The sequence below is a fragment of the Rhodococcus sp. D-46 genome (genome assembly GCF_011290655.1).
GTDB classification, from domain to species: domain Bacteria; phylum Actinomycetota; class Actinomycetes; order Mycobacteriales; family Mycobacteriaceae; genus Rhodococcus_F; species Rhodococcus_F qingshengii.
In genome coordinates this window covers 172,089-198,531 of the sequence record NZ_JAANTF010000004.1, presented here as the reverse complement: position 1 = coordinate 198,531, position 26,443 = coordinate 172,089, and the positions used below count along the sequence as shown (strand labels likewise).

General features: G+C 63.4%; 28 protein-coding genes and 1 pseudogene. 15 read left to right on the top strand and 14 right to left on the bottom strand.

All coding sequences use genetic code 11. From position 1 onward, the window contains the following. Positions 1-3: 3 nt before the first annotated feature. The 5 genes from G9U53_RS11670 (at position 4) to G9U53_RS11650 (ending at position 5,064) form a co-directional block, all read left to right on the top strand. Positions 4-354: a metallopeptidase family protein gene (locus G9U53_RS11670; RefSeq protein ID WP_007736028.1), complete on the top strand. Its 351-nt coding sequence runs from the start codon at positions 4-6 to the stop codon at positions 352-354. A gap of 135 nt (positions 355-489) precedes the next feature. Beyond that, a complete protein-coding gene (locus G9U53_RS11665) occupies positions 490-789 on the top strand; it encodes a PE domain-containing protein (RefSeq protein WP_063315263.1) in 300 nt (99 codons plus the stop codon). Positions 790-849: 60 nt separating this feature from the next. After that, entirely contained in the window at positions 850-2,103 is a 1,254-nt protein-coding gene (locus G9U53_RS11660; RefSeq protein WP_165638708.1) for a PPE domain-containing protein, read from the top strand. Next, positions 2,103-2,921 (top strand): ESX secretion-associated protein EspG, encoded by an 819-nt coding sequence (locus tag G9U53_RS11655; protein WP_165638707.1) that lies wholly within the window; start codon positions 2,103-2,105, stop codon positions 2,919-2,921. The genes G9U53_RS11660 and G9U53_RS11655 overlap by 1 nt, the downstream gene beginning before the upstream one ends. 40 nt (positions 2,922-2,961) lie before the next feature. After that, entirely contained in the window at positions 2,962-5,064 is a 2,103-nt protein-coding gene (locus G9U53_RS11650; protein ID WP_075831788.1) for an acyltransferase family protein, read from the top strand. A 9-nt stretch (positions 5,065-5,073) separates the two neighbouring features. On the opposite strand, the gene G9U53_RS11645 is transcribed toward G9U53_RS11650, so the two are convergent. Genes G9U53_RS11645 through G9U53_RS11635 form a run of 3 tightly spaced genes read right to left on the bottom strand, consistent with a single transcriptional unit; the run spans position 5,074 to position 7,323 of the window. Continuing rightward, a complete protein-coding gene (locus tag G9U53_RS11645; protein WP_007736019.1) occupies positions 5,074-5,742 on the bottom strand; it encodes a histidine phosphatase family protein in 669 nt (222 codons plus the stop codon). Beyond that, on the bottom strand, positions 5,739-6,653 hold the full coding sequence (gene pheA / locus G9U53_RS11640; RefSeq protein WP_042920580.1) for a prephenate dehydratase: 915 nt from the start codon (positions 6,651-6,653) through the stop codon (positions 5,739-5,741). The genes G9U53_RS11645 and pheA overlap by 4 nt, the downstream gene beginning before the upstream one ends. A 31-nt stretch (positions 6,654-6,684) precedes the next feature. Beyond that, positions 6,685-7,323, bottom strand: a complete 639-nt coding sequence (locus tag G9U53_RS11635) for a hypothetical protein (RefSeq protein ID WP_165638706.1) — start codon at positions 7,321-7,323, stop codon at positions 6,685-6,687. A 139-nt stretch (positions 7,324-7,462) separates the two neighbouring features. On the opposite strand from G9U53_RS11635, the gene G9U53_RS11630 reads away from it, so the two are divergent. The 5 genes from G9U53_RS11630 to G9U53_RS11610 all read left to right on the top strand — a co-directional run bounded on the left by G9U53_RS11630 (position 7,463) and on the right by G9U53_RS11610 (position 11,623). Next, positions 7,463-8,242, top strand: coding sequence for a DUF2470 domain-containing protein (locus tag G9U53_RS11630; protein ID WP_007736014.1), 780 nt, complete (start codon positions 7,463-7,465; stop codon positions 8,240-8,242). A gap of 10 nt (positions 8,243-8,252) precedes the next feature. Continuing rightward, positions 8,253-9,074 (top strand): type II CAAX endopeptidase family protein, encoded by an 822-nt coding sequence (locus tag G9U53_RS11625; RefSeq protein WP_058227346.1) that lies wholly within the window; start codon positions 8,253-8,255, stop codon positions 9,072-9,074. Positions 9,075-9,234: 160 nt separating this feature from the next. Then, the gene (locus G9U53_RS11620) at positions 9,235-10,470 is read left to right on the top strand and encodes an LCP family protein (RefSeq protein ID WP_174519508.1); all 1,236 of its coding nucleotides are present in this window, start codon (positions 9,235-9,237) and stop codon (positions 10,468-10,470) included. Between the two features lie 99 nt (positions 10,471-10,569). Then, entirely contained in the window at positions 10,570-11,040 is a 471-nt protein-coding gene (locus G9U53_RS11615) for a hypothetical protein (protein ID WP_042453189.1), read from the top strand. 37 nt (positions 11,041-11,077) lie between these two features. Then, positions 11,078-11,623 carry a ferritin gene (locus G9U53_RS11610; protein ID WP_003944176.1) on the top strand — a complete coding sequence of 182 codons (546 nt, stop codon included), beginning with the start codon at positions 11,078-11,080 and terminating at the stop codon, positions 11,621-11,623. 11 nt (positions 11,624-11,634) lie between these two features. Here G9U53_RS11610 and G9U53_RS11605 read toward each other — a convergent pair. After that, a pseudogene (locus tag G9U53_RS11605) lies at positions 11,635-12,575 on the bottom strand (cytochrome c oxidase assembly protein). 126 nt (positions 12,576-12,701) lie between these two features. Between G9U53_RS11605 and G9U53_RS11600 the strand changes: the two are divergent. After that, positions 12,702-13,346, top strand: coding sequence for a thioredoxin domain-containing protein (locus G9U53_RS11600; RefSeq protein WP_165638705.1), 645 nt, complete (start codon positions 12,702-12,704; stop codon positions 13,344-13,346). Here the strand turns inward: G9U53_RS11600 and G9U53_RS11595 are convergent, their stop codons facing one another. From G9U53_RS11595 to G9U53_RS11585, 3 genes are read right to left on the bottom strand one after another with little or no spacing between them, the layout of a single operon-like run. Next, positions 13,347-14,294: a M56 family metallopeptidase gene (locus tag G9U53_RS11595; RefSeq protein ID WP_007736002.1), complete on the bottom strand. Its 948-nt coding sequence runs from the start codon at positions 14,292-14,294 to the stop codon at positions 13,347-13,349. Further along, a complete protein-coding gene (locus G9U53_RS11590) occupies positions 14,291-14,650 on the bottom strand; it encodes a BlaI/MecI/CopY family transcriptional regulator (protein WP_003944179.1) in 360 nt (119 codons plus the stop codon). Before G9U53_RS11590 ends, G9U53_RS11595 begins: the two co-directional genes overlap by 4 nt. Before the next feature lie 28 nt (positions 14,651-14,678). Then, positions 14,679-15,308 carry a M23 family metallopeptidase gene (locus G9U53_RS11585; RefSeq protein WP_165638766.1) on the bottom strand — a complete coding sequence of 210 codons (630 nt, stop codon included), beginning with the start codon at positions 15,306-15,308 and terminating at the stop codon, positions 14,679-14,681. Positions 15,309-15,487: 179 nt separating this feature from the next. On the opposite strand from G9U53_RS11585, the gene G9U53_RS11580 reads away from it, so the two are divergent. Together G9U53_RS11580 and G9U53_RS11575 are read left to right on the top strand one after the other, a co-directional pair. Next, positions 15,488-16,414, top strand: a complete 927-nt coding sequence (locus G9U53_RS11580; RefSeq protein ID WP_054782294.1) for a cation diffusion facilitator family transporter — start codon at positions 15,488-15,490, stop codon at positions 16,412-16,414. 154 nt (positions 16,415-16,568) lie between these two features. Continuing rightward, the gene (locus G9U53_RS11575) at positions 16,569-17,114 is read left to right on the top strand and encodes a ferritin (protein ID WP_030535839.1); all 546 of its coding nucleotides are present in this window, start codon (positions 16,569-16,571) and stop codon (positions 17,112-17,114) included. On the opposite strand, the gene G9U53_RS11570 is transcribed toward G9U53_RS11575, so the two are convergent. The 4 genes from G9U53_RS11570 to G9U53_RS11555 are packed head-to-tail and all read right to left on the bottom strand — an operon-like array spanning position 17,111 to position 20,647. Continuing rightward, the gene (locus tag G9U53_RS11570) at positions 17,111-17,929 is read right to left on the bottom strand and encodes an alpha/beta fold hydrolase (protein ID WP_003944129.1); all 819 of its coding nucleotides are present in this window, start codon (positions 17,927-17,929) and stop codon (positions 17,111-17,113) included. The genes G9U53_RS11575 and G9U53_RS11570 overlap by 4 nt on opposite strands. A 53-nt stretch (positions 17,930-17,982) precedes the next feature. Next, a complete protein-coding gene (locus tag G9U53_RS11565) occupies positions 17,983-18,897 on the bottom strand; it encodes a DUF5926 family protein (RefSeq protein WP_165638704.1) in 915 nt (304 codons plus the stop codon). Positions 18,898-18,908: 11 nt separating this feature from the next. Further along, positions 18,909-19,673: a glycerophosphodiester phosphodiesterase gene (locus tag G9U53_RS11560; protein ID WP_042920594.1), complete on the bottom strand. Its 765-nt coding sequence runs from the start codon at positions 19,671-19,673 to the stop codon at positions 18,909-18,911. After that, entirely contained in the window at positions 19,670-20,647 is a 978-nt protein-coding gene (locus tag G9U53_RS11555; protein ID WP_081557196.1) for a DUF4328 domain-containing protein, read from the bottom strand. Before G9U53_RS11555 ends, G9U53_RS11560 begins: the two co-directional genes overlap by 4 nt. A 415-nt stretch (positions 20,648-21,062) precedes the next feature. Between G9U53_RS11555 and G9U53_RS11550 the strand changes: the two genes are divergently transcribed. Beyond that, complete coding sequence (locus G9U53_RS11550; RefSeq protein ID WP_081557195.1) at positions 21,063-22,838, top strand: hypothetical protein; 1,776 nt, start codon at positions 21,063-21,065, stop codon at positions 22,836-22,838. A gap of 21 nt (positions 22,839-22,859) precedes the next feature. Beyond that, complete coding sequence (locus G9U53_RS11545) at positions 22,860-23,789, top strand: LLM class F420-dependent oxidoreductase (protein WP_081557194.1); 930 nt, start codon at positions 22,860-22,862, stop codon at positions 23,787-23,789. Between the two features lie 15 nt (positions 23,790-23,804). Here G9U53_RS11545 and G9U53_RS11540 read toward each other — a convergent pair whose 3' ends face one another. From G9U53_RS11540 to G9U53_RS11530, 3 genes are all read right to left on the bottom strand, one after another. Next, the gene (locus G9U53_RS11540; RefSeq protein WP_081557193.1) at positions 23,805-24,335 is read right to left on the bottom strand and encodes a hypothetical protein; all 531 of its coding nucleotides are present in this window, start codon (positions 24,333-24,335) and stop codon (positions 23,805-23,807) included. 177 nt (positions 24,336-24,512) lie between these two features. Next, positions 24,513-25,226, bottom strand: coding sequence for a peptide-methionine (S)-S-oxide reductase MsrA (gene msrA / locus G9U53_RS11535; RefSeq protein WP_020905733.1), 714 nt, complete (start codon positions 25,224-25,226; stop codon positions 24,513-24,515). Further along, the gene (locus G9U53_RS11530) at positions 25,165-26,343 is read right to left on the bottom strand and encodes an acyltransferase (RefSeq protein WP_165638703.1); all 1,179 of its coding nucleotides are present in this window, start codon (positions 26,341-26,343) and stop codon (positions 25,165-25,167) included. The genes msrA and G9U53_RS11530 overlap by 62 nt, the downstream gene beginning before the upstream one ends. Between the last annotated feature and the right edge of the window lie 100 nt (positions 26,344-26,443).

The window sequence follows — 26,443 nt, the reverse complement described above, 5'->3', positions numbered from 1 at the left end:
GCCATGACAGTGACTATGACGCCCGACCGATTCGAGGAACTGGTCGGCGAGGCACTAGATCTGATTCCGCCGGAACTTGCGAAGGCCATCGACAATGTCGTGGTGCTGGTCGAAGCACGTGACGAGGAAGAACCGGGGCTGCTCGGTTTGTACCAGGGCGTCGCTCTGACCGAGCGGGATTCTCATTACGGCGGGTACCTGCCGGACACGGTCACAATTTTCCGCGATTCGATCCTCGATATCTGTGCATCCGAGGACGAGGTAGTTCACGAGGTTGCAGTGACCGTCATCCACGAGATCGCGCATTACTTCGGCATCGAAGAAGACAGGTTGCACGAACTCGGCTGGGGCTGAGGACAAAGTCGTCCGATTTCGGGGGGAACCAAAAGCGGGCGGTATGCATCAAAGTATGTGCGGGGGGAATATCGACGGCTGTGCGCACGGCCTCCCGACCACTTATCCGCCCTGGTCAGGAAGGAGTTCGGCACTATGCACGTCGACCCTCAAGCCCTAGTTGCCGCCGCACTGGAACTCGAGTCTGCGGCGACGCGATTGCGCGGAATCGTCTCTACTGCGCAGCCGACGCTACGCGTTCTCCCAGCCGGATCCGAGGAAGTGTCCGGTAGCGCGGCAAATTACTTCAACACCATCTCGGGCAGCCTTGCCTCGTCCACCGATCGGGCAATCGAGGAGCTCACCGCGGCTGCGGCAGCTCTGCGCAAGAATGCAGCTGCCTACGAGCTCGAAGACCAGCTCACCAAGTCCAGCCTGGCAGCCGCACCGATCTGATCGACAGAAATCGAACTCGGTAACTCGGCAACACAGTCACACTTCCTGGGGGGAAGAACAATGGTCGGCATCACCGGCGTCATCTGGTATCCACGGGGCGCAGCACCCAACTCCGCAGCACTGGTCGCCGGAGCCGGGCCGGTCCCTCTCGGCGTGGCGGCCGGAGCCTGGTCCACCGTGTCGTCCGGACTCACCGACACCGCTGCGTCCATCTCTCGCGTGATGGCGGATCTTCGCACCGGGTGGTCCGGAGAAGCAGCGGATGCCGCATTGAGCAAATTCGCACCGTTCCAGGAATGGGCTGCAGCGGCCGCGTTGCTCGCGGGAGAAACCGCAGGTAAGGCCCAAGTACAGTCCGGTTCCTACACCGTCGCCACCCTGGCCATGCCGTCGCTGGCGGAGATCGCGGCAGTTCAAGCGGCAAAGGTAGCCGCGTACTCCATCGGCGGTGCCCTGGTCGGCGGTGCCGCCGCCGCCGAGGCTGCCGAAGAAGCTCTCAAAATTCGAGCGGCGGGGACAATGGAAACGTACGACGCCGCAACGGCCCACCTGGCCGTGCAGCAGAACTTCGACTCACCACCGTCCATCGCGGAACCCACAGCTGGGGCATCCGCTTCGACCGAAAGCCCAGGCAGCGCCGCACGACAGTCCGTCGTGCAAGCGGCATCCACGCTCGCTGACGCAATCGCGGATCCCGTGCGCGCCGCCACCGCTGCTGTCGCATCCGTAGTTTCCAACCCGGTATTTGCCGCCGCTGCCTCACAGGCCGGTGCCATCTCCGGTGGAGTTGCCACCGCAGCCAGCGCCACCACCACCGCAGTCACAGGCGCCACCACTGCCGCATCAGCTCTCGCGACGGCAGGAGCAGGACTCACCGGACTGGGCGGCGCGGGACTCGGCGGCGCAAGACTCGGCGCTTCCACACCATCACTGTTCGGCACCCCGTGGGCAAGCCGGGCACCGGCACAGGTCAGCGCAGCATCCGCGACTACAGGAGCCGGAGCAATCGCGGGCTCGTCGTCGAGCAGCAACACCGGTCGGCACGCTCTTCCTGATCCCTCCACCGGCCAGAGCGCCACGCGCCAGAACCCCGTGACCTCGCCGGTTCAGGGCACCGCGCATACCGTCAAGGTGGATCCGGCCCGAACCGCAGGCGGATCTGCGCCGATCGCCGGCGGCCGTCATGCGGCCCAATCTGAAGACGAGACCGAGCACGACACACCCGATTACCTGAAGCACTTCGAGCACTTCGCCGACGGCCGAACAGTCATCCCGTCCGTGATCGGTGGCGCACTCGAAACTGCAGAGCATTGATGGTGGATCTCGGCACCTCACCTGAGGGGTGGAATTTACCTGTCGTCGCCCTGTCACAGGACGAAATCGACTATGTACGTGAGCGACTCGGACTCGATGGGCTTCCCGTGGTTCTCGGTGGCGCGACGGTTCACGGCAGTGCGAGCGCTCACCGTACGGCGATGCAGTCCGCGGCAGATTCACTCTCCGAGCGCGATCTCCTCCCCGGCGGGGAGATCCATCACGACCTCAGTGCCCGCCTGCGCGTCCTGACCCACCCCAAGTGGGAGTTGGCGCTGCGTCGGCATGTCGGTGGAGGGATTTCACGCCTCTGCGTCGCGCAGGGCGAGTTCCTTTGTGTCGAAGCAACTTCAACCGGTTCTTCGTTCGCATTGCGCAGCGTCACCGCCGAACCGACTGCACCCGTTGTCACCGCGCTCGGCAGCGCCGAAGCAATGCCGATTGCCGTGATCAACGCACCGACCGAGATGCTCAGCCTGGCATTCGGCGCCGGCCCGGATGCAGGCAGCGTAACCTCGGCCTTGATCAACGCCGGAATACCCGAAGACGACGCGCGCCAACTGGGTAGCGCAATCGTCACATGCACCGCCTTCGCCGAATTGGTCGGAATACCACACAGTTTGGGAGCGACGACGCTCATGACCGGCGCAGTGACTGTGTACGACACCTTGTCGGGTCGGCTGGTCGGTTCGACCACTCGGGCCGCCGACGGCACCGAATGGACGTCCATCAGTTCCGGAACATCCCATCGCCTCCGACAAGCCGTGAACGCTCTGGTAACTGAACTCGAGGAATCGGCGCCGGAGACTTCCGGGTAACCTCGGGGCGTCCCTTCAACGCCCGGAGCCTTACTTCAGCATGCAGTTCTCGCGTCAACCGTCGTCACCGGGCGAACAAGGCTCGGTCGCCACGATCGACCGGCCGAACGATGAACGGGCAACAACACCGCACCGACAAGACCTGAACGGACTGCGTGGCCTCGCCATCGGTTTGGTGGTCGTGTTCCACGTGTGGTTCGGACGGGTATCGGGCGGGGTGGACGTCTTCCTGGTTCTGTCCGGATACTTCTTCGTCGGCTCACTGGTTCGACGCGCCGAAGCCGGGGGTTCACTCAACCCGGTCCCGGCACTGCGGCGGGTGTTTCTGCGGCTGTTCCCCCTGATCGCGGTGGTCAGCATTTTGACCGCACTGGGGACCGCGTTGCTGCTGCCACGCACACGCTGGGCCGATCTGGGCGATCAACTGATCGCGGTGCTCGGGTTCTTCCAGAACTGGCAGCTCGCCAGCACCGCAAGCGACTACCTGGCCGCCGACGGCTCGGTCACTCCCCTGCAGCACCTGTGGTCGATGGCCGTACAAGGTCAGTTCTATCTCCTGGCCATCGCACTGGTCTCCGTGATCGCTTATGTGGCTTCACGCGTGAATCCCAACTATTTCCGCCCGTCACTCGCGGTCACCCTTCTGGTTCTGACCGCAGGATCTTTTCTCTACGCACTCGCCAAATCTTCACGTCACCAAGCCTGGGCGTACTACGACTCCGGTGCCAGGTTGTGGGAATTGGCACTCGGTGGTCTGCTGGCCGTTCTGATGACCAGCACACGCAGTCGGCAGATCGCATCCCTGCCGTTCTCGGTCAGAGCGACGATCGGCTGGGCGGGTCTTTCGTCGATCCTGTTGTGCGGCATAGTGCTCGACGGCGCCCAGCAGTTCCCCGGCCCGTGGGCGCTGGTGCCGGTGCTGGCCACTCTTGCGCTGATCCTGTCCGGAGTCGGCGACGACACGCCTTGGACGTCGAAGACGCTCGCCCATCCGGCACTGACGTGGCTCGGCTCGTTCGCATTCGCGCTGTACCTGATTCACTGGCCGATTCTGGTGTTTGCACTCGTGATCACCGGACGCCCCGAAGCCGGCCTGCTCGGTGGGGCACTGATCATCGCCCTCTCCGTCGCGGGGGCGCTTGCACTCCGGCGCCTGATCGAGGTTCCGGTGGAACGTGGAGGCCGCTCGCGCCGGTACACCGTCCTGGCATGCGTCGTCACCGCTGCCGTGGTCCTCGCCGCTTCGGTCGCCTGGCAGTCGTACGCGAGCAGCCAGACGACGGGCCAGCGGGCAGTCGACACCCTCGACCTCCCGACCCATCCCGGCGCACTCGCGCTCACCGACGGTGTCGAAGTACCCAAGGCGTCGATGGTTCCCTCGATCTTCGATGCGCCACTGGACCTTCCGGCCAGTACGCTCGACGGCTGTATCGCCGATTTTCTCGAGCGGGACGTCGTCCACTGCACCTACGGCGACGCCGACGCAGACAGAACCATCGCGCTCGCGGGTGGTTCGCACTCCGAGCACTGGCTCACTGCGCTCGACGAACTCGGCAAGAGTCACGGGTTCCGCGTCGACACGTATCTGAAGATGGGCTGCCCGCTCACCATCGACTCCATGCAGACGTTGTCGGACAACGACTATCCGGATTGCGTCGACTGGTCGCGTGGAGTGCTGACCGAGTTGGCCGACGCCTCACCCGATTTCGTGTTCACGACGGCAACCAGGCCGAGTTCCGACGGCCCTGGCGACGTGACGCCCGAGTCTTACGTACACGTGTGGGAGGAACTGGGGCGCGACGGTATCGACGTGCTCGCCATCCGCGATACCCCGTGGTTGCACCACGACGGCGTCGCCTACCGCGCGATCGACTGTCTGGCGACAACCACGTCACCCGATCACTGCGCGATGCCACGGTCCGAAATGCTCAGCGACGTCAATCCGGCGCCGTCGGCGATCGGCGATCTGACCAACGTCCGTCTACTCGACCTCAGCGACGGCGTCTGCGGACCGGAGTTGTGCCGCGTCGTGGAGGGAAATGTATTGGTGTATCACGATTCCCACCACCTGACAGCCAGCTACGTGAGCACTCTGTCCGCTGAACTCGGGCGCCAACTGAGCGTCCAGACCGGTTGGTGGTGAAGCCGGCCGTCAGCCCATCACGTCGTCGGCACCGGGGATGAGTCGATGCTCGAACGGCGGGTTGACGGTTCCCCAGCGCAGGCACTCCCAACCGCCGTCGACCGAAGGCAACAGTTCGACAGTCTCGGTGTTGGCCAAGTGGTTGTTGGCTGCGAACAGACCGGGGACACCGGCAAGCTGGGCTGCGACAAGACGGATCGCTGCACCATGACTGACCACGACGATGTCGCCGCCGTCTCGTGAGCCTTCGAGAAATTCTTCGCGTAACGAATTGACGACTGGGACGTATCGCTCCAGGACGTCGTATCCCGTTTCACCACCGGGGATGCGAGCGCCGAGGTTGCCGGTGTGCCAGTGATGGAACGTCTCCATGAACAGTCGGTGCGCGGCCTCGTCGGTACGATCTTCGAGGTCACCGGCCTGCACCTCGTGCAATCCGTCCCGCACGTCCAGAGAGACACCGGCGGCCTGCTCCACGAAACCTGCTGTCTGCCGGGCACGCAAAGCCAACGACGATACGAGTGCCAGCGGCGGCGCCGAAGCCAGGCCGATGCCCAAAGTCTCGGCCTGCGCCAACCCTTCCGGCGTGAGCTTTGCTCCGGGTAGTGCGGTGTCGAGACGTTTGGCGACATTCGCCTCCGTCTGACCGTGCCGAACGAGGATGAGCCTTCCGGTCATCGTTCTCCCCCTCCACGCTTGAGTTCGTCGATCCACCGAATCGCTTCTTCGTCCGAAGGAGGTTGTGGCCCGGTCGAATTCGCTGTCGCCCACGACCCCAGGAAGCGGACTCCGGATTTACGATGCAGGGCACGCATCGCCTCGGCCACCAGCGAGTCCTCGACGTGTCCGACGCAGTCCACGAAGAACCGGTACGTGCCCAATTCCGTTCGCATCGGCCGTGATTCGATCCGAGTCAGGTCGATACCGCGAGCGGCGAATTCGGAGAGTGCACGCACCAGGGAGCCGGGAGCGTTGTCGAGGTGAAGCACCAGCGCGGTGCGATCGGCACCGGTCCGCGCCGGAACCGGGGCCGGCTTGGTGACCAACACGAAACGTGTGCGGGCGCCGCCTACATCGGCGACGTTGTCCGCCAGGCTGTCGAGTCCGAGCATCTGACCTGCCAAAGCCGTGGACACACCGGCGTCGACGGTTCCGGCCTGCACATCCAGGGCCGCACCGGCGTTGGACGAGGCCAACACCACCTCGGCCTGGGGCAGGTTCTCGGCGATCCATCCGCGGACCTGCGCGCCCGCATGGGGGTACGCGCCGATCGTTCGGACCTGATCGGCGGTGGTCCCGGCCCGAACCAGGATGGAGAAACTCACGTCCAGATCGGTTTCGGCGACGATCTGCAGCGGAGAACCGAGAGCGAGTGAATCGAGCGTCGGAGCTACGCCGCCTTCCACCGAGTTCTCGAAGGGAACCACGGCTCCGTCCACGGAACCGTCGCGAACCATGTCGAGAGTCGCCGGCGGACTGCCGGCCGGTACTCGCTCGACAGTTTCGCCGAACGCGCCCTCAGCCTCCAACTGGGCGAGAGCTATCTCCGTGAAGGTTCCCGACGGACCGAAATACGCGATTCTTGGCACGCCTAAAAGATTACGCACCGACCCACGCCGGTCACTGCAAACCCGCGGCACGCAAAGCCGTTTCCACTGCAGGCAGATCCGCGACCTCGATCGTGAGCAGCACCTCACGCATGGCCGACGCGGCTTCGGGGATCAGCGCGGCAAGTTTTTCCGGCTTCGGATCGACCATCGCGGCGCGCACGTCGTCGCCGCGCAGTGCAGCGACGGTGCCACACAGCAGGGCGATCACCTCGTCGCCGTCGGCCGCGCGGGCTACGAAACCGACGGACTCGTGCGCGAGTACCGCCAGGAAATCAGCCACTTCGGTGGGCGTAAGACCGGCGGCGAGTCCGGGGATCCGGCCACCTTCGCACAGACGCAGCGCCGCTTCGGCGGGTGTCAGATCCTCTACGCCGCCGTCGACATACACAGCGAGCGGAGCGGGCAGGCGCAGCGCGATCGCGTCGTCGATCTGGTCGGTGGTGACGTCGACGTCGAATCGGACGGCCTCGTACGACGCTTCCGTGTCCGCACGCAGTTCTTCCGGATCGATATCGAGACGGACGACAACCCGGCCTGCTGCTTCGCCACCGATCAGAACCGACGCCGGAACAACCGGGAGAAAGAGTGCTTCGAGGAGTCCGCGCGAGTTTCTCGGGGCGGGCAGCCCGAGTGAGAGAGGAATAGCCACAGACAAACCGTAACCCCGGCGCAGGCGGCGGATTCCACGCGAGTTGCGCAAAAGTCTTGCGATTCACACCGAAGCGCCTTAGGTTAGGGTTACCTCATCATCCGATGGAGTTCGAGAGAACACCCGCCAAGGGGGCAGCATGGCAACGAAGACCAGCACCGGCCCGTCCACCGCCGAACGCGTCCGCAGCGCCTGTGTGCGCGCACAGGACGCAGTTCTCGCCATCGAAGGCAGCGATCCCACCGCCACGTCGGTGCATCACCTGCGTTCGAACGGTGACGTCGTCGTTGCAGTCCCACATGCCTCCGCAGCTGCGGCCCTGGCCTGGAACTCCGGCGGCGGCGGCCTGCCTGCCGTCCTCGAGATCACCGATCACGCACCACTGCGGCTGCGTGAGCCCGTGCGCTCCCTCGTGTGGCTTCGCGGCTCGTTACACGCCGTGCCCGACTACGAGGCACGCGTTCTCGCCGACGACGTCGCATCCGAACATCCCCACCCGGGGCTCCTCGACATCGGCCACACCTCGGTCCTCCTTCGCTTGAGCCTGGCCTCGGCTGTAGTCGCTGATTCAACGGGGGCAGAACCCGTCGCCGTGGACGAACTGCTGAACGCCAGCCCCGATCCCTTCTGGGAAATGGAGACCGCATGGCTGCAGCATCTCGACGAAGACCACCGCGACCTCGTGGACCTGCTCGTGCGCAAGCTTCCCCCGTACATGCGCACCGGACGCGTTCGCCCACTCGGCATCGACCGCTACGGACTTCGCCTGCGGGTCGAGGATCACACCGGTGACCGCGACGTGTGGATGCCGTTCGCCAACCCCGTCGACGACGCTCCCGCGCTGAGCCGCGCCATCCGCATGCTGGTCGGGTGCCCTTTCCTCAACGGCCTCCGATCGGGCGGCGCATCAAACGGCTAGCGTTGCGCGGGTGAATGCCCGCGAAACCGTCCGCACGTGGTTACGGCCGCCGACTCCCGTCCCGGCCGGCCCGGCCCTCGATCCGACCGCCAGACGCGGAGTCTGGATCGAGATCACCATCGTTCTGCTGGTCACGTTCGGACTCAGCGGATTGTCCGGGATCCTCTCGCTCGCCGAATCCCTGGCGACGCCGGTTGCGCTCTCGGATCAGACGGTTGCACTCAACCCGTCGCGGGCCGCCATCGACTGGATCGACCTGGCGCGCCAATTGCTGGGCGTCGCAAAGCTTCTCGCGTGGGCAGCGCTGGGACTCTATCTACTGTGGCGTTCGGGGATCGGTCCACGTGCTGCGGGACTGACCCCCAAGCCTCGATTCGGGCGCGACATAGCACCGGGATTCGGCCTCGCCGCTGTGATCGGTCTCCCCGGTCTGCTGTTCTATCTCGTGGCTCAGGCACTGAGCATCAACCTCACCGTCCAGGCCAGTGCGCTCGACGATCACTGGTGGCGGGTGCCGATCCTCGTACTGTCCGCGATCGCGAACTCCGGTGCCGAAGAGGTGCTGGTCGTCGCCTACCTGATCACTCGCCTCCGAACGCTGGGTTGGAGCGAGAACAAATCACTGCTCGCGTCGTCACTCCTGCGCGGCAGTTACCACCTCTATCAGGGATTCGGTGGCGGCGTCGGAAACGTGATCATGGGGCTCGTGTTCGGCCGGTACTGGCAGCGCACCGGGAAACTCTGGCCGCTGGTCATCGCCCACGCTCTCATCGACATGGTGGCGTTCATCGGTTACGCCCTCCTGCGCGATCACGTCTCCTGGCTGCCGTGACCGGTACCGTGAACTGGTGACCGGCGACTCCGAATATCCTCAGCGCCCTCCGCGGCGCCAGCCGCCAGGGCCACCTCCGCGTGGACCGATGCCTCCGAGGCAGAACCCTCCACGCCAGAATCCACCCCGTCAGGGCCCACCCCCGCAGCGGCGTCCACCGATGCCGCCGGAAGGGCCGACGGTCATTCGCCGCGACGGACGCCCGCAGCAGCAGAATCCGGCCAATCAGGCCTGGTCACAGGTCCCACCACAAGCGCCGCAGCAGCCCAGGCGTGAGGACTGGGCGCCGACCCAGCGCCCGCAACCGTTTCAGGACGACCCGCGCAGGCAGGGGCCGCCGCGTCAGGATCCGCAGCGCCAGGCGAAGTACGCGCCCGCACCGCCGCGCCGAACCCCGCCGAACGCCCCGCCGCGCCCTCCAGAACCTCCGAAGCAGCGACGCCCCCGCAAGCGTCGTAGCTGGGGTAGACGTATCGGCATCACGTTGTTGGTCTTGCTGCTCGCGCTGGCCGGCGCGATCTATTACGTCGACAGTTCGCTCAATCGAATCGACGCGCTGCCCGACTACGCGGGACGCGTCGCAGATACTCCGGGCACGAACTGGCTGATCGTCGGCTCCGACAGTCGTGAGGGGCTCACCCCCGAGCAGGAGCAAGCCCTTGCGACGGGCGGCGACACCGGCCCCAAGCGCACTGACACGGTCATCTTGGTCCACGTCCCCAAAAGTGGGAAGACGACCATGGTCAGCATCCCCCGCGATTCGTACGTTCCGATTCCCGGCTACGGCTCCGACAAGATCAACGCCGCCTTCGCCTTCGGTGGCGCTCCATTGCTGGTGCAGACCGTCGAAGAGGCAACGGGGCTTCGCATCGACCACTACGCCGAGATCGGATTCAGCGGGTTCGCCGGCATCGTCGACGCCGTCGGTGGCGTCAACGTGTGCCTGGCACAGCCGATCGACGATCCGCTGGCCGGGATCAACCTCCCCGCCGGATGCCAGGACTTGAAGGGTTCGGACGCACTCGGGTTCGTGCGAACTCGCGCGACGGCGCTCGCCGACCTCGACCGCATGAACAACCAGCGCCAGTTCATGTCGGCGTTGCTGTCGAAGGCGACGAGTCCGACCACGTTCCTCAATCCGTTCCGGTTGTGGCCACTCGTCTCCGATACCGCCAAATCTCTACAGGTCGACGAAGGCGATCACATCTGGAATCTGGCCTCACTCGCCTGGGCGCTTCGCGGCGGGATGACCACCACGACGGTTCCGGTCGCCGGTTTCGAGGACGTGGACGGTTCGGGCAACGTGTTGTTGTGGGACAAGGCGCGCGCTTCGCAGTTCTTCGACGCCCTGGCCAACGATCAGCAGATTCCACAGGATCTGATCACCACGGGGTAATCGCCCTGAGTTCCGGTAGTACCGCGGGAGGACAAGCCCGGCGAACAAATCGCTTTCCGGCAGGACGCGGAATCGGCGGCCGAAAAATACCGTGAAGGTATGAACACAACACACCGCCGATTCCGCACTCTCGCCGTCGTTGCCGCCGCCGTCGGAGCTGCTGCACTCGTGACGTCCTGCTCCGGAACCTTCGAGAAGTTCGACGACTCCAAGGCGTACAAGAAAACCGAAACCTTCTCTTTTGCACAAGCATCCAACGGAATCGACACACTGCCGAGTTGGGTTCCCGCCGGCGCAACGGGTATCGACGAGGTCATCCGCACCACCGGCAACGAACGCATCCTGCGAATGACTGCGAACATCGCGGAGATAGATCACAACAGCTGCATCGCACGACCCACCGTCGAAACTCGTCCCGCATCGTTGTCCGCACAGTGGTGGCCGACGGGGGTCGAGAAGGGCAGTTCTTTTCAGTGCGGCGATTGGTACGTCGGCGAAAAGGACTCGTTCGTCTACGGGTACCGACCGGAAACTGTGGGCTTCGTCATCGATCAGCTCGACAAGAAGTAGCTCCCTCTCAGCGGCGACGACCCAGTAACCTGTTGGGATGACACAGGCGAAGAACTCGAGCGAATTCACCACTCTGCTGCGTCAGCAGATCCGTAACGAGTTCACTGCATCGCAGCAGTACATCGCGGTAGCGGTGTACTTCGATGCACACGATCTTCCGCAGATGGCCGCGCGCTTCTACAGCCAGGCCACCGAGGAACGCGGTCACGCGATGATGATGATCCAGTACCTGCTCGACAACGACCTCGACGTGGACGTTCCGGGCATCGACGACGTCGTGACGAAGTTCGACAGTGTCCGGGCTCCGGTCGAGTTGGCACTCGAGCAGGAGAAGACGGTCACGGAGCAGATCACGCAGCTGGCACGCACCGCGCGCGATACCGGCGACTACCTGGGCGAGCAGTTCATGCAGTGGTTCCTCAAGGAACAGGTCGAGGAAGTGGCAAGCATGACAACACTTCTCACCATCGTCGACCGCGCCGGCGACAACCTGTTCCACCTCGAAACGTTTGTCGCACGCGAGATGAACACCCCGGCCGCTGCCGATGCAATGGCGCCGACGCCCGCCGGCGGCGGCGTCTGAGGGCCACCGGCCTACCGAGTCTCAGGCCGCTCGGCGGCGTTCAGTGATCTGAGGAAATTGTTGTACGCCTCAAGATCACTGTCGCCGTCGATCTCGGCGCGGCGGTCCAGGTCGGCATTCATCCGTTTGTCGTCGCGGTTCCAGCGCATCGCGAAGATCACGACCACCACCAGCGCGACGGGCTCTCCGTACGACCACGCGAGGGCGCCCGCCAGCTGCTGATCCTGCATCACGTCCACGCCCCACTCGGGAGGCGGATCCACGAACGTGGTCAGCAGCGGCTTTGTCGCCATCATGAGTACGACGCCGATGAACACGTGCAGCGGCATCTCCACGAACAGGTCGAAACACCGGCCGAGGTAGCTCTGTCGCACCGGCAGTGGGCCGGTGGCGAGCACCGGCATGATGAAGAGCAGACCGCTGGCGAGAAAGAAGATTTCGAGAAAGACGTGTCCAGCCGGTAACGCCGAGACGGTGTCGAAGATCGGCGACAGGTAGATCCCGTAGTAGCTGAACAGAAATACCGGGATCGTGAACCCGGGGTGCAGCATCCACCGCGCCGGTGGGCTACGCAATGCCGAGAGGGCAAGCGCGAGAATGCCTTTTCCTATTCCTCGGTGCGGCGTCGAACGTAGTAGCAGCAGTCCCGGCGAGCCCAGTACCCAGAGCGGCGGGTCGCCATCGAGAGCGTCAGGTGTTGGAACATCCAGACGCTGAAGAGTTCGTAGCCGTAGCTCTCGACCTTCAGTCCGGTTACCGCGATCAGCAGCAGGCACCCACCGAGGAAACACGCTGTCCGATACCACGGCCATGGTCGCCCACTCGCGCGAACTCGCTGAGCGCCAGTCCAATACCAGAGTGCAAGAACAACTCCCAGGGCAGGAAGAAGCGGGAGGGATGAGGTATCCCACTCCAGCATCTGCCCGATCGACGGCGGCGGCGTGTCATTCACGAACGCTTCACCGGCGGGTCCTCCTTCGTCTCCATGCGGGTACCGTCGACTCTACACCTAACTACTATGTTGGATAGTATTTAGGAATTCGACGGAAGGTACAGGTGCACAGCAGTGTCCAGAAGCATGAAGATATCCGCCGCCCTGATCGCGGTGTTCGCGGTAGCACTGATCACGTTCATCACCGTCGATCCGATTCGGGCAGACAACGAGGACGCCGATCGGGCAGCACAATCCACCGCCGTCCTCACCGACGACGCGTACCGATTGACCTCGGCCGCCGACGGCAAGGTGAACCTGGTCGAGTTCCTCGACTTCGAATGCGAAGCCTGCCTCGCGCTGTACCCGACGATGGAGCGGATCAGAGCGGAGTACGAGGATCGAATCACGTTCGGCATCAGATACTTTCCGATTCCGAGTCACACCAACAGCACTCTCGCGGCGCAGGTCGTCGAATCCGCATCTCGCCAGGGCAAATTCGTCGAGATGTACAAGCGAATGTACGAGACGCAGTCGCAATGGGGTGAATCCGCCGAATCACAGGAGGCGCTGTTCCGTTCCTACGCACAAGATCTCGGACTTGACATGGCCCGATTCGAATCCGACCTCGGCAGCCGCGGCGTCCGCGAGCGGGTCGAGCGCGACTTCGAAGAAGGCCGACGCCTCGGCGTCCAAGGTACTCCGACGCTGTTCCTCAACGACGTGAAGCTGGACCAGATGCCGAGCTACGAGCAGTTGAAAGCCCAGATCGATTCGGCCTTGGGAGAATGATCAGGTCAGAACAGCGCAGATCCCCGCGGAGACGGCCACCGTCACGGCTGCGGCAACGGCCGTCGTGACAGCGGCCGGCACACAGGCCGCCACCGCGCAGGTCAGTCGCCGAGGCGACGCCACGTCGCCGTCGACCAGGGAACTCAATCGCACCGCGGTCGCGCTGCCGCGATCGCTCAAGCTCCAGTCCGGCTGAGGAAGCGGCGATTTCGACACCACGGCAAGGGCGGAACGCACCGCAGCCGGGCTGGTGACGCGAGCGGCGTGTCTGTCCGCCGACAGTTCGACGATCGCGCCGACGGCAGCGGGTGCCGCCGCGAACAACGGCACTCGCGGAAGAACAGCGGCCAAGACTTCGCACGCACCGACAATTCGGTGATGACCGCCGCTCAAGTGTGCACGCTCGTGCGCGAGGACAGCATCCCGCTCGCCTCCACTGAGAGCGGATGACAAGCCTTGCGTCGCAACAACAAATCCAGGCTTTCCGGCGACGCTGTACGCCATAGGCAGCGGATGATCCAGCCACAACACGTCGGACTCCGAGTTGTCGCGGCGCGCGACGATCGAGAGAACATCACGATGGAAATCTCGGACCCTCGCGTGCTCACGTGCCTGCTTGCGGCCGGCCAGCACGATCCGAACGGCGATCACACCCACCACAGCAACGGCTGTGCCGGTGATCAGTTCACCCACCCATGAACTCGTGCCGTGCGCGAAGGCGCTGAAACACCGAGCGATACCGTCGACCAGCCCCTCGACCGGCGCGTGGCTCGGCCACACCAGAACCAAGACCGCGGAGAGAGCGAGATACAAAGCCGACGCCATGCTGCCGAGCCACGCCGCGAGCAGCACCGCCGGTGACAACGCCGAGGAAACGGCTCGCAACACTCTCGGAACCAGGAATCCCACGAGCATCGCACCGAGAAACATCGGCAACGCCAATGTCATTGCACACCTTCCCCGGAAAGACCCCGGCGCAGGGCCTCGTTCTCGGCATCTGTCATGGTCTTGGCGAAGTGCAACAGCACGGCAGCGGAATCGGAACTGCTGTCCAACAATTCGCGCAGTGCTCTGGATGTGGCCTCTTCACGGCTGCGACTCGGCCGATAGAAGTAGGCGCGGCTCTTCTTCTCACGACTCACCCAGCCCTTGTCGTAGAGATGCGTCACGACGGTCAGGATGGTGGTGTACGCAAGTTGTCGACGCTCACCCAGGGTCTCGACCAGATCCTTGACCGAGAGCGCGTCGTCGGACTGCCAGAGCACATCCATGACCTCGGCTTCGAGTCCGCCAAGCCCCTGCATTGCTCCTCCATCGCGTCGTGACAGAACTTCAGTCGCCCGTGGTCATCTCCCCGAACGACACGCCCCGGGAATTCAGGTACGCGAGCGGATCGGTCTTCTGTCCGTCAGGTTGCCACACCTCGTAGTGCAGGTGTGGTCCTGTCGATTGTCCACGATTGCCCACGGTCGCGATCAGCTCACCCGCCCGCACCTTCTGACCCGCAACCACGAGCGCCTCGTTGATGTGTCCGTAGACGCCGACGGTCCCGTCGTCCTGCTGGATGCGGACCCAGAGCCCGAATCCCGCGGCGGGACCGGATTCGAGCACAACACCGTCGGTCGCCGACACGATGGGCGTTCCGATCGCGTTCGCGATGTCGAGACCGTAGTGGGTGGTTCCCCACCGTGGACCGAAGTTGGACGTCATCGTCCCGCTGACGGGGGCCATCACCTGTGGCTTTTCGGCCTCGTACACCAGCGCCGCTCGCTCGTATTCGAGTTGTCGCGTCTTGCCGAGTTGTTCGGCTATTCCGGCAAGATCCGTCGACCGGACAAGGTCGAGGATCTCCGGCGCCGACACCGCAGATACATCCTCGACTACAACCGACGGCGGCGACGCGTGCCCGATGGAAGTGCCGGACGCGAGGATTGCACCCGTCGCCACGGAAACCGCGGCCATGCGCCCGCCGGGTCTGATCGGCTCGGATTTTCGATGTCTTCCCACTTCTCGGTCCTCGCGTCGATGACAAATGAAGGTCTACGCCGCCACCTTACAACTATGTTGCATAGTTTTTAAGACATGCACTATTGCGCATATATGCATATGTGTCTAGGCTGGCGTCGACGAAAGGACCTTCGATGTCACACGGACACGGGCACGGAATCTCCCCCGCCGAGGCTGCGACCAGCAACAGCGGCAAGCATGTCAACAAACTGTGGATCGCCGCCGGCCTCGGGTTGGTGACCTTCGTGCTGCAGGTGACGGTCGGCCTCTTCACCTCGTCACTGGCCCTGCTCTCGGACTCGGCGCACGTGTTCACAGACATCTTCGGCATCTTCATGGCGCTCGCCGCGATCCTCGTCGCACAGCGTGCCGCCCGGCGCCCCGACCGTACTTTCGGCATGTACCGCACGGAAGTGTTTGCGGCACTGGCCAATGCGATCCTGCTCTTCGCAGTCGCCGGGTGGGTGCTTTACGAGGCCGCCAGCCGCTTCACGGATCCGCCCGAGGTTCCCGGCCTTCCCGTCGCGACAGTCGCCGTCGTCGGTCTGGCGATGAACGTCATCGCCTTCCTCATGCTGCGCAGCGGCGCGAAGGAAAGCATCAACATCCGCGGCGCCTACCTCGAAGTCATGGCAGACATGGTCGGGTCCATCGGCGTCCTGGTCAGCGGCTTGGTCACGCTCGCGTTCGGTTGGCGCTACGCCGACCCCGTCATCGGCGTCGCGATCGGCCTCTTCGTCTTGCCACGTGCCTTCAACCTGGGCCGCCACGCCGTTCGCATCCTCCTCCAGCAGGCTCCCGACCGCATCGACGTCACCTCGATCATCGAGAAGATCAACGCTCTGCCGGGAGTCGTCGACGCGCACGATCTGCACGTCTGGACACTCACCTCGGGGATGGAAGTTGCTTCCGTTCACGTCACCGCGGTCAGTGACGCCGATCCCACAACGGTGCTCGCAGCAACCCGAACCTTGCTTGCCGAGGAATTCGAACTGGGGCACGCCACCGTACAGGTGGAACTACAGGGAAGCGACGGTAAATGCGCGGAACTCGCCTGGTGAAATGGACATTCCTAAATGAAACATTCGAATTCACCGGGCTCGATAACCTCACCGAATTCGAAGAAAAATTAGGCCTTCTTTAGTTTGGGAACGCTTACCACAATAAGGTCATACTGGGATGACAGGGCCTCTGACCTGCACTATCTTGGAATTCATGACTTCTGGGGAGACTCACATGACCAAATTCCACGCACTACTCCGAGACCAGATTCGCAACGAGTTCAACGCTTCGCATCAGTACATCGCGACAGCGGTTTACTTCGACAATGCGGATCTGCCACAGCTGGCAAAGCACTTCTACAAGCAGGCTGTGGAAGAGCGTAACCACGCCATGATGATCGTTCAGTATTTCCTCGATCGCGACATCAATGTCGAACTCACCGGCGTCGACGCCGCGAAGGCCGACTTCAAGGATGCCCGCGAGCCCATCGCTCTCGCGCTGACGCAGGAGAAGACGGTCACCGAGCAAATCGTCCAGCTCGCGAGCACTGCCCGTGAAGAAGGCGACTACCTCGGCGAGCAGTTCATGCAGTGGTTCCTCAAGGAGCAGGTCGAGGAAGTTGCAAGCATGACAACACTTCTCACCATCGCGGACCGCGCAGGCGCCAACCTGTTCGACCTCGAAGACTTCGTGTCCCGCGAGATGAGCACCGTCGGTGACACCACCGGTGCACCGAGCGCAGCCGGCGGAACCATCTAGCCTGCAGCACTCACGGATTTTGCCCTCGAGCCGAACGGTTCGCTTCCTGCCAGCAGGATCGAACTGATCAGCTCGGGGGCATCTGTCATCGGTACGTGCCCAAGGCCGGGCAGAACCATCAACTTTGCCTGCGGGAACGGCTTTTTCACGCGCTGCGCCTGATACACGGGCAGGATGAGATCGCGTCGACCCCACGCAACCGTCACCGGCACAGTGGGATCCACGATGGGCGGCAGCACGAAGTCCATCTCGAGACCGAGATCGACGAGTTCGTTCGACACGAGCGAACGGCAGTCGGCCAACGCCGCTGCATAACCGACATGACTCGGATGAGCAAAGAACGCGGCGAGCGCCGGATAGCGAATCAGCTTGTACCGCAATGCGCGTGGCAATCCGTCACCCATGAGCTTGGCCGTGCCGCGCAGTGCACGGAACGTGTTGATCGCTCGCACCTGATCGAGGTGATTGACAAAGAACCCGGCCGGCGAAAGAGCTGTCGCCGACGCGACATCTCCGCGCGCTGCCAGCGAGAGGGCAATCCAGCCGCCGAGGGAGTTTCCCGCGACGTGGGCACGCTCCCCCGCCGGCGTCACTTCCTTGACGAACTCACTGACATCGTCGATCAGCTGTCCCATGACGTCCGGACCGAGTTCGGGCAGCAGCGACTCTCCGTGACCCGGCAGGTCGACGGTGACGACGCGGCGGTACGGCGTCAGCTGGTCCAAAAGCGAATCCCACGCCTGCCGTCGATGGACGATGCCATGGACGAGCACAAGCGTGGGACCACTACCGGAGATGTCATGCGACAAGGTCATGTCACCAACATTAACCGTAACTTCGCGTAACGCCTATAGTTCGGGCGAAAAAATCAGCGCAGCGTGACCTGACGACCACGAAGTCCGTCGCGCGAGCGAAGCTCGGCCGAGGTCAGCGGAGCATCGACGGCCAGAGCCTCGGCAAGACGCTCACCGAGCTCGACGGTTGCCGCTGCCCACTCGTTTGCATGCTTTTCGCGGTCGAGGTCGAAGACGGGAACCAACAGGCCGTGGGTGCGGAACGAGCCTGCGTAGCGCGAGCCCTCACCCAGATGCAGTCCACCGGTCGCGTGCACGCGCGCCAGCGCGAGCATCAAGTCGTCTTCGCTCTCGGGACGAACCCAACGCAGGTGCGCCTTCTCGCCGGCGTCGACCCACCACGCGGCAACCAGGCCGTCGCCTTCGAGGCGTGCAGAGGGCATGATCGCCGAGTTGGCGTGCTGCACGGTGGCGGCAACCTCGGGATCGGTTTCGACGCCCTCGGGGATCCACCAGTTGAAGTTCTGGTGCACGGTGATGTCGAGCAGGGCCGAGGGATCGACGACAGCGGTGACTGCGGGGGTCTCGGAATCGGGGTTCGCGGCAGAAAGCGCGTCGCCGGGGGCCGCGTCCTTGATCCAGTTCACCGAAGCGGCGAGGTCTGCGCCGAGGTCGGCCGAGTGCGCCTGAACCTGGACACCGACAAATCCGGTGGCCGTCTCGCCCTCGTCGCGGACGAGTGCGGCAACAGCGCCGGGGAGGACCGTTGCCAACGTGACGGGACGGTCGGAGCCGATGACCGGCAACGGAGCCGTGGCGGACGGAACGAATTCACGCAGCGCGACCAGATCGCACTCGGCGGCAAGGCCCTCGAACGGGCGGCTGACTACGCCGGCAGCGGCTTCACGCTCTGCTTGGCGTGCCGCCAGCTTCTCTGCGCGTGCGCTGCCCTGCTTCGGTCCACTGTTTCTTTTGCTCTTCTTGGCCACGAGGGCAAAATCTACACGCTGCCCAGCCATTGCTTCGTGCGCCCGGGATGGTTGGTGGCAACCCAACTGACCCCGAGCTCACGACACAGGTCCACATCCGCCTTGTCGTCGACGGTCCAGCAGTACGTCGCGCGACCCGCAGCAGCGGCCCGATCGACCAGATCGGGATGTTCGCGCAGTGCCTTGATCGACGGCCCGATCGCCGTAGCGCCCACAGCCGTCGACGCACCGCCGCCGAGGTACCGCGACGCGTCACCGAGCAGGACCGTCGGCAGCAGCGGTGCCGAACGACGCACTCGCCACACCGCACTCGCCGAGAAAGACATGACGACAGCGCGCGAGTGATCGGCCGACGGCGGTGACGCGATCCCGAAGCGGTGCAGTTCCGCCAGGAGTTTGGCTTCGACCAATCCGCCGAACCTCACGGGGTGCTTGGTCTCGATGAACAGCTTCACCGGGCGCGCAAAATCCAGAGCGAGGGTGATGAGATCGGAGAGAGTCAGCAGTTCGGCCGGTTCGCTCGTCGACCCGTAGTCCAGAGCGGTCAGCGAATCGAGCGTCATCTCGCTGACGATCCCCGTCCCGCTGGAGGTGCGGTCGACCTTGCGGTCGTGAACGCAGACCAGGTGTCCGTCGCGGGTGAGCCGGACGTCGCATTCGAGCCCGTCGGCACCCTCCTCGAGGGCCAGTTCGTAGGCGGCGAGGGTGTGCTCCGGCCGCGCAGCCGACGCACCTCGGTGCGCAACGACGAGTGGACCTCGACGATCTGGGCTCACAGGGCAGCGGTCTCCTTCTCGTCCAGCACCGTCTTCTCGTCCAGCACCGTCTTCTCTTCCAGCACCGAGCGCGGCACTGGCACCCACCGGGTTTCCGATTCCGGTTCACCGCGCCAGCTCTTGCGCTCGATCCGGCGGATCACGACGAGTGTCAACGCCGCGGTGACGGCAGCGATCAGTGCGATGAAAGCGTTCAGCAGAACCCCGTCGGCCATTGCCTGAATCCCCGGGCGTGATCGCCAGTACGCGTTGACCACCAGCAGCAGAGCGCTGAATCCCCAGAAGCCCCACCAGATCTTGACCAGCAGGGTTCCGCGCGGATCGCGGCGGACCAACTCGAAGAGATAAACGGCCGGCATCACCAGGTTGAGGATCGGCACAGCGCAGCCGACGACAACTTCCGACGCTGTGCGTGGATCGGATTCCCGGACACCTGCGAAGTGTTCACGACGCCGACGAAGCAGCCAGCACACAGCGGCGATTGCCGCGAAGACCGAGATCAGCAGTCCACCCAACTGAGTGAAGTACACGGCGGCGTCGGAGACCGTGAGCAGCGGCTGCGGGATCAGCCTGGTGCGGTTGCGGACCAGGATCGCGTATCTGCCCAGTTCGGCGAACACCGCCAGTCCGTAGAGGATCGTTGCGAGCGTCAGCAACGGCCCGACTCGGTCGGCCATCCGGTCCGCTCGCGAGGGCGGCACCGGTGAGGTGTCGACGACGTCCTGGAGTCCCCACTGCGGGACAGCGTCGTAGCGCGGAGTGGAGAAGCTACGACGCACTGGTGCGTCCCCCACGCCGCGGGGGTCGGACGGGGAGCGCGCGATCCAGCGGAAGCCACGGCGGTTGGGCGGTTGGTAGATCTCGGTGCGGGTGGGGATCAGCAGGACGCCGCTGCAGCGCGGACACCACTGCGTCGGGCCGCCGACGACAGGCCAGCGTGCGGCGCACCGGGCGCAGACCTGAACGACACTCACAACTTCGATTCTGTCACGCCGTATCGGTAACGGCAGCAAATGGATTCACTCCCGATTTGTGATCGAACCTCCACCGCGTTCACCTGCATTGTTCGAATAATGTGACCTCCGCCACTTAAAAACTCGAGTTATCCACAGTTTCCACAGGTTCATCCACAGTTCTGGATGAATGAATCGGGCTTTATCCACAGGTCACGGGCAAGACCCTGAGAATTTGCTGACAGGTGTTAGCGAACGATGCACAGGCTCGAGGATGAATTTGACACCGCAGGTCAGTGAACTTTCGGGCGTCGACGTCATTTATCCCGGCAAAGTTCACAATCCATTCAGAAATTGCTCCCGAAAAGACAGAAAAGACCGGTATCCCCTTTTTATGAGAAGTCGGTTTTTGACACACCTGGAAGCATGACCGTCGATGACTTCTCCACAGCCCGAGCCAACTCTGACGTTCACCCCGAGACGGGTCACGCAGCTCGCGTTCGTGTTGATCGGATGTCAGCTCGTCATTCGCGTCTGGGTTGCCGCGAGCAATTACTTCTACTGGGACGACCTCATCCTGATGGGCCGCGGAGGACGCTTCCCGCTCTTCTCGAGCGAACTCCTGCTCTACGACCACGACGGTCACTTCATGCCCGCGGCCTTCTTCTTCACCGGGTTGATCGCCCGTATCGCGCCGTACAACTGGGCGCTGTCGGCAACGCTGCTCGTCATCGGTCAGGCCGCCGCGTCGTTGGCGCTTCTGCGCACTCTTCGGTTGGTCCTCGGCCGGCGACCGGCACTGTTGATTCCGCTGCTCCTGTATCTGTTCGTCCCGCTGACACTTCCGGCGTTCTCGTGGTGGGCAGCCGCGCTCAATGCATTGCCGCTCCAGATCGCGCTGGCCTGGGCATGCGGCGACGCGATCAAGCTGTACCGCACCGGGCAGGTGCGCTACGTGTTCTCGGGCACCGCGGTTTTTGTCGTCTCCTTGCTGTTCTTCGAGAAAGCAGTACTCGTTCCGTTCGTCGCACTCGCTTTTCTGGTGCTGTACTTGCGCACACAAGGTGAAGGAACGCCGATACGAAGTGCGGTCACGAAGTGCCGACTCCTGTGGACGGCCTGCGCCGCCGTGCTCGCGATCTGGATTCCGGTGTATCTGACAACTGTCGAATCTCCGATCACCGGATACGGCCGTTCGATGTCCACCGAACTGCTGCATCACGGAACGTCTTTGGGGATGCTTCCCACTCTTCTCGGCGGCCCCTGGCGCTGGGAGCGGTGGATCCCCAGCCCCGCCTGGGCCGATCCGCCGACGCTCTTGGTGGTCGCAGCCTGGGCCGCGCTGCTGACGACGGCCGTGATGACAGTGCGTGCCCGACGCGGCGCTGCCTGGATCTGGGCTGCCGCGGCGCTGTACTTCCTGGCCTCAGTGGTGGCGATGACCGCTACCCGATCCGACGCCGACACCACTTACGAGTTGGCGCAGACCTTGCGTTACTTCACGGATTCGGCGACGGTGTTCGCCCTCGCCGCCGCTTTGATTCTCGCTGCGCCTCGGCGACGTCCGGCCCGTATACCCGTCGCAGTCGCCGCCGGCCTGTCAGTGCTCTTCGTGATCAGTTCGCTCGTCTCGACCGTCACGTTCGTCGACATCTGGCGCGAGAACCCGACCCGCGACTACCTCGCGAACGCGCGAATGTCGTTGTCACAGAATCAGGATGCTCCACTGCTCGAGCAACCCGTCGCGATCGAAGTGCTCCTTCCCGTCGCCTTTCCGAACAATTTGGCAAGCAACGTTCTCGCGCCGCTGCCTGATCGCCCCGAATTCTCTTCCAGCACTCCGATTCTGCGCGCCATCGACGACAGCGGTCAGATCGTCGATGCCGAAGTGACCTGGACGAGAAGGATTCCCGAAGGAACGGCGCCGAACTGCGGCACCCGTGCCGAAGGCCCGACCGAGCTCCCCCTCGACGGCCCCCTGGCCGGCTGGGAATGGACGGTTCAGCTCAATTACCTCGCCAGCGCCGACGGAACGATCGATGTTGCGTTGGAGTCCGGCGACGCAGTATCCGTACCCGTCACCCAAGGTTTGCACTCGGTGTTCGTGCGCCTGGTCGGCCACGGAAACAGCGTGAAGATCACGCCGACAGCGCCGGGACCGACCCTGTGTTTCGGCGCCGGACAAGTCGGTGCCGTCGTCCCGACCAAGTGAAATAGTGGCAGAGTAGAACTCATGGAGCTGCGTATATTCACCGAACCCCAGCAGGGCGCTACCTACGAACAACTACTGACTGTTGCCCAGACCGCCGAAAAACTCGGCTACGGCGCATTTTTCCGCTCGGACCACTATCTCGCCATGAATTCCGACGGCCTTCCCGGGCCCACCGACGCGTGGATCACGCTCGCCGGAATCGCCCGCGAAACATCCACCATCCGCCTCGGCACTCTGGTGACGTCGGCTACGTTCCGTCACGCCGGACCGCTGGCCATCTCGGTCGCACAGGTCGATCAGATGAGTGGTGGCCGCGTAGACCTCGGCATCGGTGCCGGCTGGTACGAGGAAGAGCACCAGGCGTACGGCATCCCGTTCCCGGCGCTCAAGGATCGCTTCGAACTGCTCGAGGAAACTCTCGACGTCGTGACCGGTCTGTGGCGTACGACGGTCGGCGACACGTTCGACTACGACGGTAAGCACGTGCAGATCAAGAACTCTCCCGCGCTTCCCAAACCGCACCAGGTCGACGGTCCGCCGATCCTGATCGGTGGCACAGGCAAGAAGAAGACTCCGGCGCTCGCCGCTCGGTTCGCAAACGAGTTCAACATCCCGTTCAAGTCCCTCGAGGAAACGAAGGACATCTTTGCGCGGGTTCGTCAGGCTTGCGTCGAGCACGAGCGCGATCCGAACGAATTGGTGTACTCCAACGCTCTCGTCCTGTGCTGCGGCCGCGACGAGGCGGAGATCAGGAAGCGCGCCGAGGCTATCGGACGCGACGTCGACGAGCTACGTGAGAACGGTCTGGCCGGAACACCTTCGGAGCTGGTCGACAAGATCGGCACTTTCGCCGAGGCCGGTTCACAGCGCGTGTATCTGCAGACTCTCGATCTCGCCGATCTGGATCATCTCGAACTCGTCGCAAGCGAGGTCATGCCCCAACTGCAGTAAGGAATGGGCCGGGATCTACAGCGCGTTCGCGTCGAGGAACGCGCGTAGGTCTCGGTCCCACTGGGCCGAGCGGGAACGGTCGAGAAAGACGCGCACCAGCATGAAAGCGATGACCAGCAGCGACATCACGCTGAACCAGGTGAAAACCCCGGTCACCACGGCTGCGACGTCGGCAGCGCTCTGAGTGATCGGAGCTACGGTCTTGTCGCCCTGATCATTGACGTAGATGGGGACCTCGGTGCCGGCGGGCGTCGCCGAGTCGACAGTGACATCACCCGTGCGAACCTGGCCGTTCCAGTTCCACTGCGCGCTGGCCATTTCGGTGGTCGGCGCAATGTAATCGGCTGTCGAGGCGGTGGTCTGCGTCGAATCTGCTGTCGTCGTCGCCGAAATACTGTGTAATTCGGCGGATTGTTTGGCGATCAGTGCGTTCTGGCTCGAAGCAGTCGCAGCCCCTGCCCATACCGCGAGAGGCAGGAGAAGAATCGCGAAAATGATCAGACCGAAGGACATGAACCCTTCGATCCGATCACTGCGGCGAACCATCGGATCGTGGCCTACATGAATTGTGCGTCGGAGCAGCGACGCAGTTCCTCGCGTACTACCTGACATTGTGAGCTCAGTTCTCTCGACGACACACTCTTACATCGAGATTCCCTTTGTTTCCATCTAGTTGCAAGTGTTAACGAGCTGAATCACATGTGTCCTCCAACACCTGTCCAGTTATTCGCTCGGCGGAAGGATGTCCGTCTGCGCCGGAACCTGATCCTGACGGAGCAATCCGACCGGGCAACTGACGCCCGTGGCATGCACCGGGCAGTAACCGCCGGGATTCTTCGCCAGATACTGCTGGTGGTAATCCTCCGCGTAGAAGAAGTCGCGCAGCGGACCGATTTCGGTGGTGATCGCTCCATATCCGGCTTCGGCAAGCCGTTCACCGAAAGCGACGGCCGACGCATGAGCGATTTCTTCCTGCTCCGCGGACGTCGTGAAGATCGCCGAACGGTACTGCGAGCCCTGGTCGTTACCCTGACGCATCCCCTGCGTCGGATCGTGGTTCTCCCAGAAGTGCGCCAGGATCTGCTCGTAGGAGATCACTGCGGGATCGAAGACCACCAGCACGACTTCGGTGTGACCCGTACGTCCGGAGCACGTCTCTTCGTACGTCGGGTTGGGCGTGAAGCCGCCCGCATAACCCGCAGCGGTCGTGTACACGCCGGGAAGCTGCCAGAACTCCTTCTCGGCGCCCCAGAAACAACCCATTCCTACGACGACGGTCTGCAGTTCGGCCGGAAACGGCGGCGTCAACGGATGCCCGTTGACGTAGTGCGCGGTCGGAACCGGCATTTTCTGCTCTCGGCCCGGGAGTGCGTCCTCAGGCGCGATCAGCGTGGATTTTGCGGACGCTCGTCCCAGAATATCGTCGTACCAGCTCATGCTTCGATGCTACGCGCGAGCGACTGTTTCGCCACGCCGTGATCGCCCGGGCGCCGGGCAACTCCACCCACCGGTAGCCGATTTCTGCTACCGCGGCCGTGGCCAGAAGGAAGAGCGCAAACGCCAGCGTCGGTCCGACGTACAAAACAGTGTTCTCGACGACGCGGTACAGGATCAGGGTGTGCACGAGATAGATGACGTAACTACGCGTCGAGAGCCACTTCACGACCGGCCAGCGCGTCGGGACGCCGTCGTAGCGGCCGATGAGAACTACCGCTGCGGCGACTACCGAAATGGTCCACAGATAGTGCTCACCGGCCCAGTAGACGCGGAACTGGGTCGCCACGATGATGACGTGCATCTGGACGAGGACGGCCGCGATCAGCCAGCGGCCGGGAGCGAGCTTCGCCCACGCGAGGTACATGATCTGGCCGAGGAAGACGGCCGGCAGCGTCGCGGCGATCTTGGACAGCATCGGCACGGTGTACGGCAGCGGCGCGTAGACGTTGTAGAGCAGCACCAGCGAGCACAGCGCACCACCGGCGAGCGGCATGACGATCGGTCGCAGCCGCAGTATCGGGCGAGCCGCTACACATGCGAGATAAAAGAGGAATTGAACGGTGAGTGTCCAGGTCACTCCCAGAACTGCTACCTCGGGCTTGAGAAAGAATCCGCCGAGAAAAAAGCTCATCAACGCTTCGGTATCGGAAATACCTTCCTGACCGCTGAACATTCCGTTGATTCCGAGGCGGACCAGAAGAATGGCAATCGCGGTCGCCACCCAGAATGCGGGCAGCAGTCGACTGAATCGGTTGGTCAAGAACTTTCCGGGGCCGTCGCGAATCGCGGATCGCGTCACCAGAGCACCGGTAAGCATCATGAATACTGCGACGCCGACAAAAGAGAGGTGCTGGTTGAGTTCGGCAGGCTCGATCAAAACGCCGTAGACGACGTCGATCACCCACCAACCCGAGCCGAGATCGTCGATGACGTAGAAAGAGATGTGGGAGTAGATCACGGCGGCAACCGCCAGGGCTCGCAGCAGGTCAGCGCCCGGAAGATTCACCCGAGGCGCGGCCGCCTCTGGTGATTCCGGGAGGAAAACTGGTGCGGGCATCGCGCAAGTTTAAGGTTCCGTTCACCTTTACGACGAATTTGCGCATATTAGCTTACCCTTAGGTCGGGGCAAGTTCGGTTTCCCAAACTTTATTCTTTGG